Annotated in this window: 17 protein-coding genes; 13 read left to right on the top strand and 4 right to left on the bottom strand. The window is 65.8% G+C overall.

Annotated elements, in window-relative coordinates; genetic code table 11:
* Positions 1-3: 3 nt before the first annotated feature.
* The 12 genes from H1Q64_RS18535 to H1Q64_RS18485 all read left to right on the top strand — a co-directional run bounded on the left by H1Q64_RS18535 (position 4) and on the right by H1Q64_RS18485 (position 9,447).
* Positions 4-462 carry a hypothetical protein gene (locus tag H1Q64_RS18535; RefSeq protein ID WP_237905066.1) on the top strand — a complete coding sequence of 153 codons (459 nt, stop codon included), beginning with the start codon at positions 4-6 and terminating at the stop codon, positions 460-462.
* Positions 459-725, top strand: coding sequence for a hypothetical protein (locus H1Q64_RS18530; protein ID WP_237905065.1), 267 nt, complete (start codon positions 459-461; stop codon positions 723-725). Before H1Q64_RS18535 ends, H1Q64_RS18530 begins: the two co-directional genes overlap by 4 nt.
* Entirely contained in the window at positions 722-1,387 is a 666-nt protein-coding gene (locus H1Q64_RS18525; protein WP_237905064.1) for a hypothetical protein, read from the top strand. Before H1Q64_RS18530 ends, H1Q64_RS18525 begins: the two co-directional genes overlap by 4 nt.
* Positions 1,387-2,757 carry a DEAD/DEAH box helicase gene (locus H1Q64_RS18520; RefSeq protein ID WP_237905063.1) on the top strand — a complete coding sequence of 457 codons (1,371 nt, stop codon included), beginning with the start codon at positions 1,387-1,389 and terminating at the stop codon, positions 2,755-2,757. Before H1Q64_RS18525 ends, H1Q64_RS18520 begins: the two co-directional genes overlap by 1 nt.
* Entirely contained in the window at positions 2,754-5,345 is a 2,592-nt protein-coding gene (locus H1Q64_RS18515) for a DNA methyltransferase (RefSeq protein WP_237905062.1), read from the top strand. Before H1Q64_RS18520 ends, H1Q64_RS18515 begins: the two co-directional genes overlap by 4 nt.
* Complete coding sequence (locus H1Q64_RS18510; RefSeq protein ID WP_237905061.1) at positions 5,345-5,539, top strand: hypothetical protein; 195 nt, start codon at positions 5,345-5,347, stop codon at positions 5,537-5,539. The genes H1Q64_RS18515 and H1Q64_RS18510 overlap by 1 nt, the downstream gene beginning before the upstream one ends.
* Positions 5,536-6,189, top strand: a complete 654-nt coding sequence (locus tag H1Q64_RS18505) for a DUF1643 domain-containing protein (RefSeq protein WP_269145377.1) — start codon at positions 5,536-5,538, stop codon at positions 6,187-6,189. The genes H1Q64_RS18510 and H1Q64_RS18505 overlap by 4 nt, the downstream gene beginning before the upstream one ends.
* On the top strand, positions 6,186-6,575 hold the full coding sequence (locus H1Q64_RS18500) for a GNAT family N-acetyltransferase (RefSeq protein ID WP_237905059.1): 390 nt from the start codon (positions 6,186-6,188) through the stop codon (positions 6,573-6,575). Before H1Q64_RS18505 ends, H1Q64_RS18500 begins: the two co-directional genes overlap by 4 nt.
* Positions 6,576-6,703: 128 nt before the next feature.
* Positions 6,704-6,826 (top strand): hypothetical protein, encoded by a 123-nt coding sequence (locus H1Q64_RS33860; RefSeq protein ID WP_269145376.1) that lies wholly within the window; start codon positions 6,704-6,706, stop codon positions 6,824-6,826.
* On the top strand, positions 6,823-7,839 hold the full coding sequence (locus H1Q64_RS18495; protein WP_237905058.1) for a DUF1376 domain-containing protein: 1,017 nt from the start codon (positions 6,823-6,825) through the stop codon (positions 7,837-7,839). Before H1Q64_RS33860 ends, H1Q64_RS18495 begins: the two co-directional genes overlap by 4 nt.
* 196 nt (positions 7,840-8,035) lie before the next feature.
* Entirely contained in the window at positions 8,036-8,446 is a 411-nt protein-coding gene (locus H1Q64_RS18490; RefSeq protein ID WP_237905057.1) for a hypothetical protein, read from the top strand.
* Positions 8,443-9,447, top strand: a complete 1,005-nt coding sequence (locus H1Q64_RS18485) for a hypothetical protein (protein ID WP_237905056.1) — start codon at positions 8,443-8,445, stop codon at positions 9,445-9,447. The genes H1Q64_RS18490 and H1Q64_RS18485 overlap by 4 nt, the downstream gene beginning before the upstream one ends.
* A gap of 51 nt (positions 9,448-9,498) precedes the next feature.
* Here H1Q64_RS18485 and H1Q64_RS18480 read toward each other — a convergent pair whose 3' ends face one another.
* From H1Q64_RS18480 to H1Q64_RS18465, 4 genes are all read right to left on the bottom strand, one after another.
* Positions 9,499-9,870, bottom strand: coding sequence for a hypothetical protein (locus H1Q64_RS18480; protein ID WP_237905055.1), 372 nt, complete (start codon positions 9,868-9,870; stop codon positions 9,499-9,501).
* Between the two features lie 64 nt (positions 9,871-9,934).
* The gene (locus tag H1Q64_RS18475) at positions 9,935-10,423 is read right to left on the bottom strand and encodes a hypothetical protein (RefSeq protein ID WP_237905054.1); all 489 of its coding nucleotides are present in this window, start codon (positions 10,421-10,423) and stop codon (positions 9,935-9,937) included.
* Between the two features lie 113 nt (positions 10,424-10,536).
* The gene (locus H1Q64_RS18470; protein ID WP_237905053.1) at positions 10,537-12,555 is read right to left on the bottom strand and encodes a hypothetical protein; all 2,019 of its coding nucleotides are present in this window, start codon (positions 12,553-12,555) and stop codon (positions 10,537-10,539) included.
* A 324-nt stretch (positions 12,556-12,879) separates the two neighbouring features.
* Positions 12,880-13,260: a hypothetical protein gene (locus H1Q64_RS18465; protein ID WP_237905052.1), complete on the bottom strand. Its 381-nt coding sequence runs from the start codon at positions 13,258-13,260 to the stop codon at positions 12,880-12,882.
* 213 nt (positions 13,261-13,473) lie between these two features.
* Between H1Q64_RS18465 and H1Q64_RS18460 the strand changes: the two genes are divergently transcribed.
* Positions 13,474-15,546, top strand: coding sequence for a hypothetical protein (locus tag H1Q64_RS18460; RefSeq protein WP_237905051.1), 2,073 nt, complete (start codon positions 13,474-13,476; stop codon positions 15,544-15,546).
* Positions 15,547-16,110 lie beyond the last annotated feature (564 nt).

Genomic DNA, 16,110 nt, shown 5'->3' with positions numbered 1-16,110 from the left:
CCGATGGCAGTCCCGCAACAGAAATGGGTCTGGGGCGAACTCTTGGCCCGGTTCGTCGTCCCCGGCGAACCGGCCGCCAAGGGGAATAGCCGTGAGATCGTTCAGTTCGGCGGGCGCGCGGCCCTGCGCAAGGGTGATAAGGCGCTTGCCTTCGAATCGACCGCCGGCCTGCACGTCCCGAAGTTGGAAAAACCCTACGGCGGGGACGTGGGCGTCTCCCTGCGCATCTTCTACGCCAGCCGCCGGCCCGATCTGGACGGGAGCCTCGTCTACGATGCCCTGCAGAACCGCACGACCTGGATCGGAAAGGGCAAGGAGCGTAAGGCCCGCGTCGAGAAGCGGCTGATCGTCAACGACCGCCAGATTCGGCTGAAGCACGAAGAGGGGTTCGTCGATCCGGCCCGCCCGCGGGTAGAGGTCGCCGTCTACAAGGCGACGCTGATGCTGGCAGGTGCGGCATGAAGCTCCCCCGCATCACCTACCATTCCGACGTCCAGCCGCTGCCCGGCTCGTACATCGTCCCGCAGGGGCCGAAGTCCCGCCGCGCCTATCTGGTGCTGACCAGCCGTGAGGTGAAGGCGCGCCAGCCGCGCAAGCACAAGGTATGGGCGCTGGAGGTGGAGCGCCTCGGTCAGGCTGCTGTGCCGGCGGACGCCGTGACGCACCCGATCTTCTGGTTCTCGCGCGACAGCAAGCCCCGGCCCGGCCAACGGAGGGGCGCATGACATTCCGTCGAAACCTCGCCGGTCAGCGTTTCGGGCGCCTCGTCGCAGTGTCGTTCGTCTGCATCGACCACAATCGGTCCAGCCGGTGGCTATGCCAATGCGACTGCGGCGCCAAGACCGTCGTTGTGGGTAGCGCTCTGACCAGGGGGAACACGAAGAGCTGCGGATGCCTGAAGTCGGATCGCGCGCGTGAGCGTGGCTATCAGACCATCAAGAAGGCCCAGCAAGCCAAAGTCACCCATGGTCGCAGCAAGACGCGTCTGGAGCGCATCTACATGCACATGAAGCAGCGCTGTGGAAATCCAAAGAACGTGGATTATGCGCTGTACGGTGGTCGCGGGATCAAGGTTTGTACTGAGTGGCTTTCCGACCCGGCAATCTTCTTTGCTTGGGCTGAGGCCAACGGGTACGCCGAAAACCTGACCATTGACCGTCGCGACAGCAATGGCGACTACACACCAGAGAATTGTCGCTGGATCACTCAGGCTGAACAGGCGCGCAACACCAGCCGGTGCCGCTGGATCGAATGGCGTGGAGATCGCCTGCTTGTCTCTGCCTGGGAGCAACGCCTTGGGTGTGCCAAGGGAGCAATTTCCAGGAGAATCCTATCCGGCGAGACCGCGACAACGGTTCTCGACAATCTGGCGGGAGGGCGCTCCTGATGCTGCGCCCCTACCAAGCCCAGAATGCGGCCGAAATACTGGCCCTGATCGAGCGCGGTGTCCGCGGCGTGCTCTACCACCTCGCCACGGCTGGCGGAAAGACGCTGACCATCTCTGCCGGCGTGATCCGTGTGGTTGTTGACCACGGATGGCCTGTCGTCTTCCTCGTCCATCGGCGCGAGCTGCTGCATCAATCCGTTCGTGCGCTCGCCAAGGTGGGCATCAAGGCGTCTGTGGTTGACCCCGACCATGATCCCGATCCGCTGGCGCTGGTCCACGTCTGCTCAATCGACACGCTAAAGGCCCGCAAGAAGCGGCTGGCCGGCTGGTTGCGCACGATCAGGCTCGTCGTCATCGACGAGGCCCACCACACGGTGGCGCCCGGCTGGCAGGCCCTGCTGGAGGAGATGGTGAATGCCAAGCGCGTTGGGGTCACAGCCACGCCTTACCGAGGCGACGGAAAACCTCTTGGCGCTCTTTTTGACGAAGTGGTGCGAGGCCCGTCCGTTGCGGAGTTGACGGATGCGGGCTGGCTCTGCCCAGCGGAAGTCTGGGCGCCCTGGAATCCGGACACGTCTGGCGTGGCGATAAGCCGTGGCGACTTCGCCGCTGCGGACCTCGACCGCCTCATGAACAACGACAAAATTACGCGCATGGCAATGAACGCCTACGCCGCCCGGATGCCGGGTGAGCCGACCATCGCCTTCTGCGTGTCGGTCGCGCACGCCCGTCGAGTGGCGGAACTGTTCAGCGCTGGAGGCTGGCGAGCAACTTCCGTCGATGGAGAAATGTCGGATGATGATCGCGATGCGGCGATCCGTGGGTTGGCCTCTGGATACTATCAAGTCCTGACTTCATGCCAGCTTATAAGTGAAGGGACGGACCTACCAGTTGTCTCGGGTGCTATTTTACTGCGCCCAACCAAGAGTGTTCTTCTCTTCATCCAGCAGGTGGGCCGCGTTTTGCGCGTCTGCCATGGAAAGATCCGCTCCTGCATCCTTGATCTTTCCGGCAACGTCGAACTCCACGGCCTACCGGAGGCCGACCGGGTGTGGACGCTGGAAAGCGGGCTGGTCCCGCAGGTCCACCGCACGATCCGATGCCCGAAGTGCCACCGCCGTTTCGCCCCCGGCCCGTTCTGCCCGAGCTGCCGGCACGAGTTCCGCTATTGGGACCGGCCGGCCGTGCCGCTGCTGTCCACCTTGGCCGACAGCATGATCCGCAACATGCCGGTGGCGGACTTGGAACGCATTGCCACCAGCGAGATGGACCTTCGCCGCATCGCGTTGGTGAGGGGCTTCAATCCGGGGTGGGTGCATCACGCGACCCGTCGCATGCGCGAACGGCTGAATGAACGGAGGCGGGCATGATGGTCCCCGACGCCTACCGCTCCTTCCTGGAGCGCAAGATCAAGACGGCCATCGCCATGGGCTTCACCGTGGACGATTCCGAAATCAACCCGCTGCTGAAGCCGCACCAGTGCGCGATCGTCCGGTGGGCCGTCCAGGGTGGCCGCCGGGCCATCTTCGCCAAGTTCGGCCTGGGCAAGTCGGTCATGCAGCTGGAAGTGCTGCGCCTGATCCTGGCGCGCGCCGGCGGACGCGGGCTGATCGTCGCGCCGTTGGGTGTCCGGCAGGAATTCATGCGCGACGCCCGCATGCTGGGCATCGACATGCGGTTCATCCGCTCCATCGACGAGGCGGGCGCCGAAGGCCTCTACATCACGAATTACGAGACGGTCCGCGACGGCAAGCTCGACCCAAACGAGTTCACCGCGGCGAGCCTGGACGAGGCGAGCGTGCTGCGCTCCTTCGGCTCGAAGACCTACCAGACCTTCCTGACCCTGTTCGACCGGGTGCGGTTCCGGTTCGTGGCGACGGCCACCCCGTCGCCCAACCGGTACAAGGAGCTGATCCACTATGCCGGCTTCCTCGGCATCATGGACACCGGTCAGGCCCTGACGCGCTGGTTTCAGCGCAACAGCGAGCAGGCCAACGACCTGACTCTGTTCCCGCACAAGGAGCAGGAGTTCTGGGCGTGGCTGCACAGCTGGGCGATCTTCCTGCAGCGGCCGTCGGACCTGGGCTTCAGCGACGAAGGCTACGACCTGCCCGAGCTGGTGGTGCGGTGGCACGAGGTGCCCAGCGACATCGCCGCCGCCGGCTGCGAGCGGGACGGGCAGGGCATCCTGTTCCGGGCCGGCGCCGTCGGGCTGGCCAGCGAGGCGAAGGAGCGGCGGGACTCCCTGCCGGCCCGCATCGCCAAGCTGCGCGAGCTGATCGAGGCGCGTCCCGCCGATCATGTGGTGATCTGGCACGACCTTGAGGCCGAGCGGCACGCCATCGCCACGGCGGTGCCCGGCGTCGTCTCCGTCTGGGGAACGCAGGATCTCGACGAGCGCGAGGCCGCCATCATCGACTTCAGCGAGGGCCGGATCGCCCGGCTCTCCACCAAGCCCGTCATCGCCGGCAGCGGCTGCAACTTCCAGCGCCACTGCGCATGGGCCGTCTTCGCCGGCGTCTCCCACAAGTTCAACGACTTCATCCAGGCCGTCCACCGGCTGCACCGCTTTCTCCAGCCCCGCACCGTGGAGATCGACATCATCCACACCGAGACGGAGCGCGAGATCGTCCGGGACCTCCAGGCCAAATGGGCGCGCCACAACGAATTGGCGGACCAGATGAGCGAGATCATCAAGAAGCATGGGCTGAACAGCCTGTCCATGGTCGAGGCACTGACGCGCTCCATCGGCGTCGAGCGGCTGGAGGTGTCCGGCCAGGGCTGGACCGTTGCCAACAACGACTGCGTGGACGAGGCCCGGCGCATGGCGACCGACAGCGTCGGTCTGATCGTGACATCCGTCCCCTTCAGCAACCACTACGAATACACGGCCAGCTACAACGACTTCGGTCACACGGACGACAACCACCATTTCTGGGAGCAGATGGACCACCTGACCCCGGAGCTGCTGCGCGTCCTGCAGCCGGGCCGGCTAGCCTGCATCCACGTCAAGGACCGGATCGTCTTCGGCAATGTCACGGGCAAGGGCTACCCCACCGTGTCGCCGTTCCATGCCGAGGCGATCTTCCACTACATGCGCCATGGCTTCGAGTACATGGGGATGCACATCATCCTGACCGACGTGGTTCGGGAGAACAACCAGACCAACCGCCTGACCTACAAGGAGCTGCGCAAGGACGGGACCAAGATGGGGCAGGGGTGCCCCGAATACGTTCTGATCTTCCGCAAGCCTCAGAGCGATCGGTCCAAGGGCTACGCCGACGTGCGCGTTCCCAAGTCTCCCGAGGACTACAGCCTCGCCCGCTGGCAGGTCGACGCGCACGCTTTCTGGCGTTCCAGCGGCAACCGCCTGCTGAGCGTCGATGAGCTGTCCAAGCTCGGTCCGGATGCCCTGGCGAAGCTCTTCACCGAGCAGAGCCTGCAGACCATCTACGACTTCGAGGCCCACGTCCGGATTGGCGAGGCCCTGGCGGCGCGCGGCGCGCTGCCCAGCAGCTTCATGAGCCTCGCGCCGGGAAGCTGGTCCGACAGCATCTGGCACGACGTGAACCGCATGCTGACACTGAACGGCGAGCAGTCCAAGCGCGGGCTGGAGATGCACGTCTGCCCGCTCCAGTTCGACATCGTGGACCGGCTGATCGAGCGCTACAGCAACCCCGGCGACGAGGTGTTCGACCCCTTCGGCGGGCTGATGACGGTGCCCTATCGCGCGCTGAGGCTGAAGCGCCGGGGCCGGGCGTCGGAGCTGCACACCGGCTATTTCCTCGATGGCGTGAAGTACCTCCAGGCCATGGAGCGGGAGGTGTCCATGCCGTCCCTCTTCGACCTTATGGAGACTGAGGCCGCTCCGGCGAAGCCGAAGGCGACCCCCTTGGCCAAGCCTGCGGCTCGTCGCCGTCCCACGCCGCCGGCGGACAGCCTGCTGGAGGTGGTGTGATGGACCACAAACCCCAGACCGATCCGGTGGCGCGCCCGGTGATCTTCGATGTTCCCGGAAAGCCGCTGGCGCTCGCCCTGATCGGTGCCGACGGCAAACTGCAGGGCGTCGAACTGGAGCCGCTCGACGCCCTGGCGCTCGCTGTGGACCTCACCACCTCGGCCCGGCGCCGGCTGGCGGGAGGTCGGCTGTGACCTCCGCTCAAGCATCGCTCTTTGCCGGCGAGGCTGGCCCCAGGCTCGGCAAGCGCCCGGCCAGCATCATCCGGGAATCGGTAGGGGACCTTCGGTTCCGGAGCACGCTGGTTCGCCGCTGGGCGCCCGGCCCCCTGGTCGCGTGGCTGATGTGCAACCCTAGCACCGCCGACGATCTGCGCGACGATCCCACGTCCTGGCGGGTGATCGAGTTCACCCACGCCTGGGGCTATCCCGGCGCGATCATCGTCAACTTCGCGCCCTTCCGCTCCAGCAAACCGGCGGAGCTGTGGCCGTGGCTGAACTGGCAGGACAATGGGCCGGACTGGCAGGCCCGCGACGCATGGCAGGCGAACCTCGGAACGGTCGAGAAGGCGGCCCGCGGCGCGGCGCTTCGCGTCGTCGCTTTCGGTGCCGAGATCGTCCGACGCCAGCCGGTGATGCTCGACACGGTACTGGAGGCGTTCGGACAGCCCAGCGACGTCGACGCCGACGAACGGCTCCACTGCCTCGCCACCAACGACGAGGGCTCGCCCCGGCATCCCCTGGCCCGCGGGAAATGGCGGGTGCCCGACGGCGCGAAGCCCCAGCCATGGCAAGGGTTCGCCGCTGGCCTTGTCCACCCCCTGCTGGAGGGCGCCACGCCATGACCGCGCTGACCCGCAACATCTCCATCCGCGCACTGGCCCGTGTCGACGTGCCGGAGGTGATCGACCTCCTCCAGTCCTGCCACCGCCGGCCGGACGGAGCGGTGCCCCCGCGCTACGGCGAATCGGCCCTGCGAAGGATGCTCTACGACGCCACCGCGGCCATCTGCCCGCACGGCTCCAACGTGCTGGTGGCGGTGGTCGACGGCGACATCATCGGCGTGGTGGCCTACCGCTCCGCCTTCATCTCGGCGCTGGGCTGGGAGATCGCCTATTGGGGCACGTCGCCCCGCCACCAAGGGCACGGCGTGGGCGGACGCCTCCTCGATGCGGCGCTGATGCGTGCGCAGGTCCGGGGCTTGCGGTTGGCCACGCTGGAGAATGCGTGATGGCGGGGCGCCGCTACTTCCCGTGCCCTCGCTGGACAGCTGGCCAGAAGCGCCGCGCCGAGCGGGATCACCTCGCCGGCAAGGTCGAAGCTGTCACGGCGCCAACCGTCGGACGGAGCGTCGCCGCGGTGCGGACGAAGATTGCCCGCATGGGCTTGCCCAAGGCGCCGGCCGACAGCCGCCAAGGCTCGCTGATCGCCGACGGCGGCCCGGCCAGCCGCTCGACCCCAACCCCTGAGAGGCGGTCATGAACACGCCTTCGCAGCCTGATCCTCTCGTGCCGTCGGATGTTGATCTGCGGGACTTTCCGCACACGCCCTTGTTCCGGCACGCGCTGTTCAGCTCGACCTTCCACGCCCATGCCACCGCCGAGGAATGGCGGGCCGGGGTCACGCTCTGGCTGAAGTCGTGGGATCAGGTGCCGGCGGGGACCCTGCCAGCGAACGACGTCGACCTCTGCCGCCTCGCTGAACTTGGCCGTGACATGCGGACGTGGCTGGAGGTGAAGGAGATGGCGCTGCACGGGTGGTTCCTGTGCTCCGACGGCCGTCTTCACCATCGCGTGGTGGCCGAGGGTGTCTTGCACGCGTGGAAAAAGAAGCTGGAGCAGCGATGGAAAACCGTGTGCTCCAGCATCCGCAAAGCGAACCAGCGGGCTGAAAAGCGTGGCCTGCCGAAGCAAGATCTGCCGACCTTCGAAGAGTTCTTGGCCCAGCGGGATGCCGATTCCCGCGCTCGCGCTCAACAGCAGCCCGATCATGCCGTTGATCTGGCTGATGCCGCCGTGCCGTCGGCGGATGAGGTGGACGAGCTGGATCAGGACGAGGATGGAGAGGAGGCCGAGGACGATGGTCTGGACGAACCGGCGGGCCATGACGACGCGCCTCTGGACCCTGCGCCCCCCAAGCCAAAAGCGGAACATGTCCGCATCGGTGAGACGGTCGCCGCGATCATGGGCGTGGCTGACAACCCCAACTGGTTCGGGGATTACGGGCGCGTCATGGCGTGGCTCAAGCAGGGCGCCGACGAAGAGCTGATCGTCGGCACGGTCGCGCGGGTCATGGGCGAGCGTAGGAAGGGGCAGGGGCCGCCCAGGTCGCTGAACTACTTCGATGACCCCATCGCACGGGCCATCGCCGACCGCTCCCGTCCGCTCCCCGAGGTTTCCGATGTCCAACGAACTGATTCCGGCCGCCGCCGCGCCACACCTCCCAACCGATTTGAGGCCATCGTTGAGCGGGACCTTGCGGGAGGCTCTGGCTGATCAGCAGAACGGTGCGATGGTCGACGGGGCTTGGGTGATGCGCCCTTCAGACTGGAAGCCGCCCGCGGTCATCCCACTGGAGACACAGCAAGAAGCCGCCACCGCTGTGGCATGGCTCCGAGATCGGTCGGCCCCGGTTCCTGTGGATGTTGCCGAGCGATGGGTCGCGCACCTCGCGAAGCGCATGGCCGGGGACATGCCGTCTGAGACGAAGCTGGCCACCGCCGTGACGGACATCGTCGAGGAGGGCTATCCGGCGGCCATGTTCCAAGACCTGGAGATGCTCCGCCGCGTCGCCCGCCAGTTCAAGTGGTTCCCCGGCTGGGCCGAACTCGCCCCGGTGCTGGACGCCGAACGCGACCGGCTGCGGCAGACCTTCGAGCGGCTGGTCGTGATCGCCCGCGGGGGAGAGGTGCGCCGCCGGCCTGGCAATCAGAACCGTCGGCAGCAGGATGACAGCCCGGCAGGCCCGCGCTCCATGAGCGAAAGCACGGAACGGCTTATGGAGGAGTTCTGGGCAAAGAACGGCGGGCGCCCGGTGCGTCGGAAACCGGACGAAACCTTCACCAACGAGCAAGACGACACCGACGTGGGGAACGCGCGATGAGCAAGAAGAAGACCAAGGCCCGCGTGCGTGACGCCCAGGCTGCCGCTCCAACTGGCCTGTCGGTCCCGGCGTTTTGGACCGCCGCGCCGGACCGGCTGTCGAAGAACCTGAATGTGCCCGGCGTCTACACGTTCCGCGGCCCTGTCGACGGGCGTGAGACCGTTCGCCATTTCCGCGTCTCGCAGGTCGCCGGCGGACTGCTGCTGACGGATGCGACCGAAGCTGTGGCGCTGGAGCTGGTCGAGCACGCCCGCCAGAAGGTGGACGCATCTGCAGCCGCTGAACGCGCCCGCGTTGCCCTTATCGGCGCCCGCAGCCCGAACGAGATCCGCGCCGCCCGTGGCGACGTGGTGGCCGAGCAGACCATGAAGGCCGGTGTGACCCGCGGCCGGGCGCTGACCTCGCTTGGCACCCTTCAGCAGCGTCACCTGCTGACCATGCGCCAGTTCGAGGCGGGCGACCGGTTGGCGCAGGACGTGAAGACGGTGGCTGGGGCGCGGGAGGCGCGGGACGATGCGGCCCCGGAATACTCCCCGATCGGCGGCCGGGCATGGGAGGATTTCGCCGTCGCCGCAGGCCGGAACCTCGAGTTGGTCAAGCGGGCGTGCTGTGACCTGCCTTGGTACGACGGCATCAGCCTGTGGACCATCGTGGAGGACATAGTGATTCGGGAACGATCACTCACCGAAGCTGTCGGCGGTCGGAATTCGAACAAGGAGGCTAGAGAGCGCACCAAGACCGCGCTCCGCATCGCCCTGGACGTCGTGGGCGACGTCTACGAGCTGCCGGCGCACATCAAGCGGACGCGCGTCTTGTTCAACGGCGTTCCCATCGAGATGCGCTACTGCGAGGACATTGACGGCCTCGACGAGGCGGGAGAGCCGAGGATCATCCCGCGCGCCATCAAGCTGAAGGGCATACGGTGGGTGGAGACAGCGCCCACGATGTCGAAGCTCTATGACCGGGCAAAGAAGTTCTTGGCCGCAGAAGCGAATTTTTGATTCCCAAAAACCCTCTCCAGGGTGGCCCCGAAAGCCACGCTGGGGAGGGGGTTACCTCGCTGCTACGCCGGCCAGCAATTGCACGACTTTTTTCGGTATCGGTCGATGGCTGGGTTCTTCCGGATGTCCCCACCGCCGGGTGTCCGATCGGGTGTAACTGGTTCCCAGCTTCGCGTTCAGCCAGTTAGCGGCAGCTTGCCAACCTCCAACACCATCGGCCCACGCTGTATAGTCTTCGGTCGATAGCGCGAGCTTTGGTGGGCTGACAGCCACCTGGATATTGGACTCACCGGCCTCGACCGCCTCTGCCTTCGCCACGACAACAGCGATTACTGCCACACCATCAGCCGTAAGGACTGGGGCCGGCAGGCCGGCGCGCTTGGCGCGGGTGGAGAGTTCGGCGAAGGTCATCGTCTCAGGCATGGCAAAACCCTAGTATGGCGGGATGTATGGCGCAAGCACGGGCAGCGTGCCATGCCAAAAACCCTCAGCGGGGCTGCGCTCGCTTGATGGCGTAGACGCTCCAGATCAGCGACGCTGCAGCCTTAATGGTGTAGGCCGCCTCCTCGTCCGAGCCCAGCGCGAAGTGATCCAAATTTGACAGACGGTAGGCTTTTCCCCCAACGGCGATGAACACGGATTCCGCATCCCGCCACCCAGCAATATCCAGGCCTGGAGCAGCAATCCTCAATGCATCTGTCGGGATTGCGACGTCGGACGGCTGGCCATTGCCTGCAGCCCGAAACCGCGCGTCATCCCGCATCCTCTCCGCGAAGCCGCCGCGAAGAATGGAGAGTGCCAAGTCGGCTGCCTGCTGCAGCGCCCCGGCATCATCCCCAGCGTCGTTGATGATCCTGGGGAAGACGTCTCCATAGGGACCGGCCTTTTGGCCCGCCTTGCACATTGGGAGTCCGCCCTGAACCCAGAACGAAACCTCGGCGCACCTCGGCAGGTTCAGATAGGAGACGTGGGCCATTTTATATGTCCATGCTGAGGAGATGAGAAGGTCAGTAGAGGTCTGGCGGGGGCTTGTCCATTCTCCAAAAAGCCCCGCCAGGGATGTCCGCCCAAAAACCCCTCTGGGGGTGGTCAGGCGTCCACTACCACAAGCCGCGTGGCGACGCCGGTACCGCTTTCCTGGAAGCTTCCAGCGGGAAGCCGCTCCGACGTGCCGCCCACGCTGTCGAGCCACGCCCGGAACTCCTCAGCTTTCCGATCGGAGCGGAAGAAGGGGCTTTCCGACATGATGGCCACCAGACGGCCGCCGGGCTTCAGCATGCCGAAGGCGCGGCGCACATGGTCGGTATCCGCCAAGCCTTCAAAGGGCGGGTTCATGCCGATACGGTCGTAAAGCCCCTCATGGTCGAAGAAGTCCCGCCCGGCAACGGTGTAGCCTTTTGCCCCCAGCAAGCCGCACAAGGTGTCGTTGATCTCCAGGACGGTAACGCCGTCCTTACCGATGGTCTCGGCCATAGCGTCGGCGATATCGCCAGCTCCGGCGGATGGTTCCAGAACCGAATGACCGGGCTGCAGGTCGAGCAGGTCCAGAACGCGGCGCGCCAAGTCGGCCGGTGTGCGGAAGAAGCCGGGGATCTTGCGTCCCACGAGATCCCGCAAAGCGGCTTTGATCGGGTCGGCCTTCGGCGCCTCGCTGGAGAGTTCCACGAACCGCGCCGCCGCTTGCCGCAGCTGGCCCGTGGTCAAGATCCCCATGGCGCGCAAGCGGTGGCCGTCGTCATCCTTCGGGAAGTCGATATGGATCAGGTCGGACTCGCTGGCCTTCCGGCCCTTCCGGTCAAGCTGTTCCGAGTAGCTGAGACCGGAGTCCGCCTTGTAACAGGCGCGGCGAATGAGCGAGCGGAAAAGCTCGGCTTGCTTGGCCGTGCTCAATTTGGCCAGGAGGCCGGCGGTTCCATCCTGCTGCGCCTCGCCGATGGCGCGGAGGGAGCGCGCCAAAGTGATTTGGTTCTGCGCGTCCGCTTCCACGCTGGCCGCGATGCTGACGCGCCGCGGCGTGTTGGTCAGGCGATCGCGGGATAGCACCTCCTGCGCCCGTGCCTCGATCCGATCCGCGATGGCGAACAGCTTGGACTGATTCCCAAAAACCTCCGGAGGGGGTGCGGCATCCGTGGATTCCTCCGCGCTGGTGCGCTCGTCAATGTCCGGCTTGCCGTTGCCGGGTCCGTCATCCGGACCGGCCGACGGGGTGTCGGAACCGCTCAGCAGATCAGCCAGGGAGGCGCGCACCTCGCTTTCACGCGACGTCGGGAAGATCCATCCGACGGATCGACGATGCCAGAACGGGGCAAGCCCGGAAATCGCGGACTTGATCCGGTCCTTATGGGCCAGCGTCTCGCCCTTCACGATGATGGACTTTTCCGAGTAGGGCTCAATCCGGAGCGGCGCGGCCCCAGTGGTAAACGGGGGTGCGCTGGTCTCAGCAACCGCCGGCCCGTTGACGGTCGCGCGGACTTCGGTGCGCAGCTCGGTGCGCGCCTCCTCCTGCGCTTCTGTGCGGGCCTCAGCGCGCCGCGAGACGACGCGGACGGGCTTGGCCATGATCGCTTTCGGCTTGATCGTGACGGACCGGGGAACGGAGAGGATCCAGGCCTTGTGCGCGCGCTCCAACTCGTAATCGTATTGAACGTGAAGATAATAGTTCGTGTCGAAATAGTCCGTCATGGAGTCGGACTTGTCATAGCGCCACTGCGACGCGATCGTCTCCAAGATGTCGAGTAGAGCTTGTGCGGCGTCCGTCCGCCACTCCTTCGCCTCGAATGGCGCGTCATAAGCCGCGACACTGTGCGGGTTGTCCGCTTGCCAACGAACGTTTTCCGGGTTCGGGATTAGGAACGGAACCGCCTGGATTTCGACCGTTACTGAACCATGATGCGGCGAACGCACAGACACCTTGATGCCTTCCGGGATGGTCCCGGCCTTCACCGCTTCCTTGATGGCGGTCCGGATCAGTTTGTTGCGGTCCGCGTTCGGCATGTGGCGCCCGTCTCGCTCCATCAAACCGCCGAACGGGAAAAGGCTTTGCAGCGCGTCCGCGCGATCGTGCTTGGGAAGGGCGACAAGGTCGGCGAATTTGACGGTGCTGCGCATCGGACAGACTCCGGGTGTGAGGCAGCCGCAGTGCGGCGCCAGCGATCAAAGGGGATGGTGAAAGGGATGCTTCCCGAAACCTCCGCAGGGGGCGGGGGTTTGGGGAAGCCGGCTTAATAGCCGGCGCAGAGCGGTCAGCTGACCACGTTCACAAGGAGGCGTGTTCCGCCGTATCCTCCCGGACTGCGCATGCGATTGTGCATGTCGGCGCACTGCAGTTCGCCTTGCCAAGCGCGCTCACTGTAGGGGATCCGGCGGATCTCCGTTCTGTTGTCGGCAACGTCGATAGCGTAGACGACGACGAATTTTGGGTTGCCCATGGCGTCAGATCTCGCCGCGGGCTTCAGCAGCTGCGGCGCGTGCCGCGGACCTGACGAGCACGGCAAATTGGCTGTGGTTCGGGTCCGCCGCGGCGATCCGCTCAAGGGTGGCCAGCATGCGCGGTGCCGCGGCGCTGAGGGTGGCAGTCTCCTCATGGTATGCGCGCAGTTGTTCCAGCCACTTTGCGTCACGCGCAGCCGCATCGGGAACAGCCCTGCGCGAAGAGGCGGTTTCACTGGTCATCATCTCTGCGGCGACCTTGCCGGGATGATTCCGGGCGCGCGTGGCGTGCGTGCTGGTCGGGTAGGCGTAAGACGTCAAGCCGGTCTCGGTATCGCCAGCGAGAAAGCCGCCTTCTGGCGTGTGCATGAACAGGATGGCCATTGCCAGGTCTCCGCTTAGCGGCGGGTGCCGCGTTGTTCATGTCTCGAATGTATGGCGTTTGCGCCCTTCATGCAATACGCAGCGCCATACATAATAGCATAGCGTTCATGAGCTATTGGTATGGCATATCGTGGTGACGAAAACGCCACGCGATGCCATACAGAACGCAGATGAACACGCGCCGTCCGCGCAACCCATTCTGGAGGCTTCGCCATGTCCGCCACCGTTTCCGCTTCCGCCTTCCGCAACGCTCTGGACTCGGTCCGTTGGGCTGCTGAAACGCGCCAGTCCATCCCCGCGTTGACCTGCGTCCTTATCGAGGCCGCTGGCCATGCGCTGTCGCTGACCTGCACCGACTTGGACGTTCGCGCGACCTACACGGTGACCAGCGAGACCGACGCGGGGAGCTGGCGCGCCGCGGTGCCCGTCTCGGCGGTGCGAAAGGCGGTGACCGGAGAGGGGGCCTTGACGATCGCGCCGGCCGGCGCTGCCGTACGGTTCGAACTGGACGGCCGCGCCTCGATGATCCCCACGCCGGATGACGACTCGGCTCTCGACGTTATGCCGCTCTCTCGCGACTTCAATGGCGCGGCCCTGGAGTTCGAGGCGTGCGACGTTGCCCAGCTCGCCGCGCGCACCCTTTTTGCGATCTCGACGGAGGAGACCCGTTACTATCTCAACGGCGTCTATCTGCACCGGCCGAATTTGGAGCGCATGCCGGAGGGGTTCCGCGCCGTCTCGACGGACGGGCATCGGCTGGCCCTCCTCGACGTGGCGCCGCGCGCTGTTCGTGGCGAGTGGCGCGAATCGATCATCCCGCGCTGTCTCGTCTCGGCGCTGGGCAAGGTTGCCGGTGTGAAGGATGCCGGGCCGGTGCTGATCGAACAGCCGGCCGCCGGTCTCGGGCTCCGGATCACCAGCGGCGCCTTGACGGTGGTTGCGAAGGAAATCGACGGGACGTTCCCGGACTATGCTCGGTGCGTCCCGGGATATCGTCAGGGCGACGATGAAATCGCGACCGTGACCATGACCGGCCGGGACCTTGCGCGCGCCGTCGCCGACATGGGCAGCAAGCGCGATCCTTGGACGGTGGCTCTGGACGTGGCGCCCGGCTTGCCGGTGCGGCTCTATGGCTGCGCCACGGCTGCAGGGGCATCCGCCGACGTCAATGCCCCGGGTACGGCGGCCGGCAAGCCGGTTCAGGTCGGTTTCAACGCGCAGTACATGCGCGAGGCCGCGAAGGCGCTGGGGGCTGGACCCGTCACGATCATGATGGACGGCGAGGGTAGCCCGGCGCTGATGATCGCTGAGGACGGCTATCGAATTGTTCAGATGCCGCATCGTGTCGCGAAGGTCCCGGCCCGCCGGGAAGCTGTCAAAGCCGTGGAGCCGGTTGTCGCTCCTGCGGTGGAGGATGCGGCGCCGGTTGCCCAGGTGGAGCCGATGGAGGATGCGGCGCGCGCCACCATGGGCGCCCAACTTGTCCACCATGCTGCGCCGGTCTGCCCGCTCGACCTGCAGGGTTATGACGGCGAGGCGAATCCCGATGCGGGGACGGCGGAAGCGATCGCCCTGGCCAAGGTGCCGCAATGGGTGCTGGAGAAGGTCCGGGCCGCCCTGGTGACGCTGCAGGACGTCGCCGACCGCATGCAGCACCTGCGCCGCAAGCTGGGGACGCGCTACGTCGCCGAAGCGTGGGAATCAACCTTCGAGCGGGAATGCGCGTCGCCGCTGGCATTCCTGGCGCGGTTCCGCGCGTCGGCCCTCAAAGAGCGGGTGGACGCGGAAGCTGCGTTGCGCGCGCTGGGTGGCGTTCCTGACGTCGCCTTGACGCCGGCGGAGCTGGATTACTTCCGCCCGCGGGTGACCGAGGAGGAGCCGGAACCGGTGGACCTGCTGCGGCTGCAGGCCTTCGCCGCGCGCCACGGCATGGAGCCGGGTGATGTCGCTGGCCCTCTGTCGGTCCTGTCGTCGCGCTACTTGGCGCGCCGCGATCGCATGGCGCAAGCGGTGGAGACCTTCCGGGCCGCGACGCTGGAGGAGCTGTGCGCCGCGCAGCACCCGGAGACCTACGCGACTTGCGGAACGCTGGTGCCCTCCGGCGACGGTTCCGGGCCGGTGCGGTTTGAGCAGGCGGCGGCGCGGGAGGCACGGAAGGCTGACCAGATCCAACGCGCACCGAATGTCGTGGTGCTGGCCGATTGGGCGAATCGGCGTATCGGTTACGACTCGGGAGCGGCTGTAATGTCTGGAACATGCCGGGAAGGGCCGTTGAAGGCCGGGTGAAGCCCCGCAAATGCCTTGTGGATAACTTTTTTGCCGGACCGATGTCCCATGAGACATTGGCGTTTGTCCCATAGGACAACGGCACTTGTCCCACAGGACACAGGCCAATGTCCCACGGGACAACCGGCTTTGTCCCATAGGACAGATTTTGCGGTACTGGTCGGTGCGATTGGTTCGCACGGGAATGGGGATTGCGCATTGTCGCGGCGCGGTTGTGTCCCATGGGACAATGCCCGATGTCCCATAGGACAATTGCGAATGTCCCATAGGACAAAGCCCATTGTCCCATGGGACGTCCCACGGTTGTCCCATGGGAAAACGGCTCCAAGAGAAGAGAAGAGAATCTATTTGGTGGTGGTTGCGCGCGTGCGCGCGCCCATACGTGCGCGAGGGAGGCCCCCCAGCGCTGGCGATTTCGCTTGACGGATCGCCGCGACATCCGCCACTTTCGGGCACCCTCCAGGGAGGAGGGCGCGGGATATTCTCAAAGTACCTCGCGGCGATTTTTGTAAGTGCCTGACCTGTTGTCCGCCCGCCCGGTTCGTCCGCGGCGGGTTTTGTCGT

The organism is Azospirillum brasilense, from assembly GCF_022023855.1.
Taxonomy (GTDB): domain Bacteria; phylum Pseudomonadota; class Alphaproteobacteria; order Azospirillales; family Azospirillaceae; genus Azospirillum; species Azospirillum brasilense_F.
This window is presented reverse-complemented; position numbering and strand designations above follow the sequence as displayed.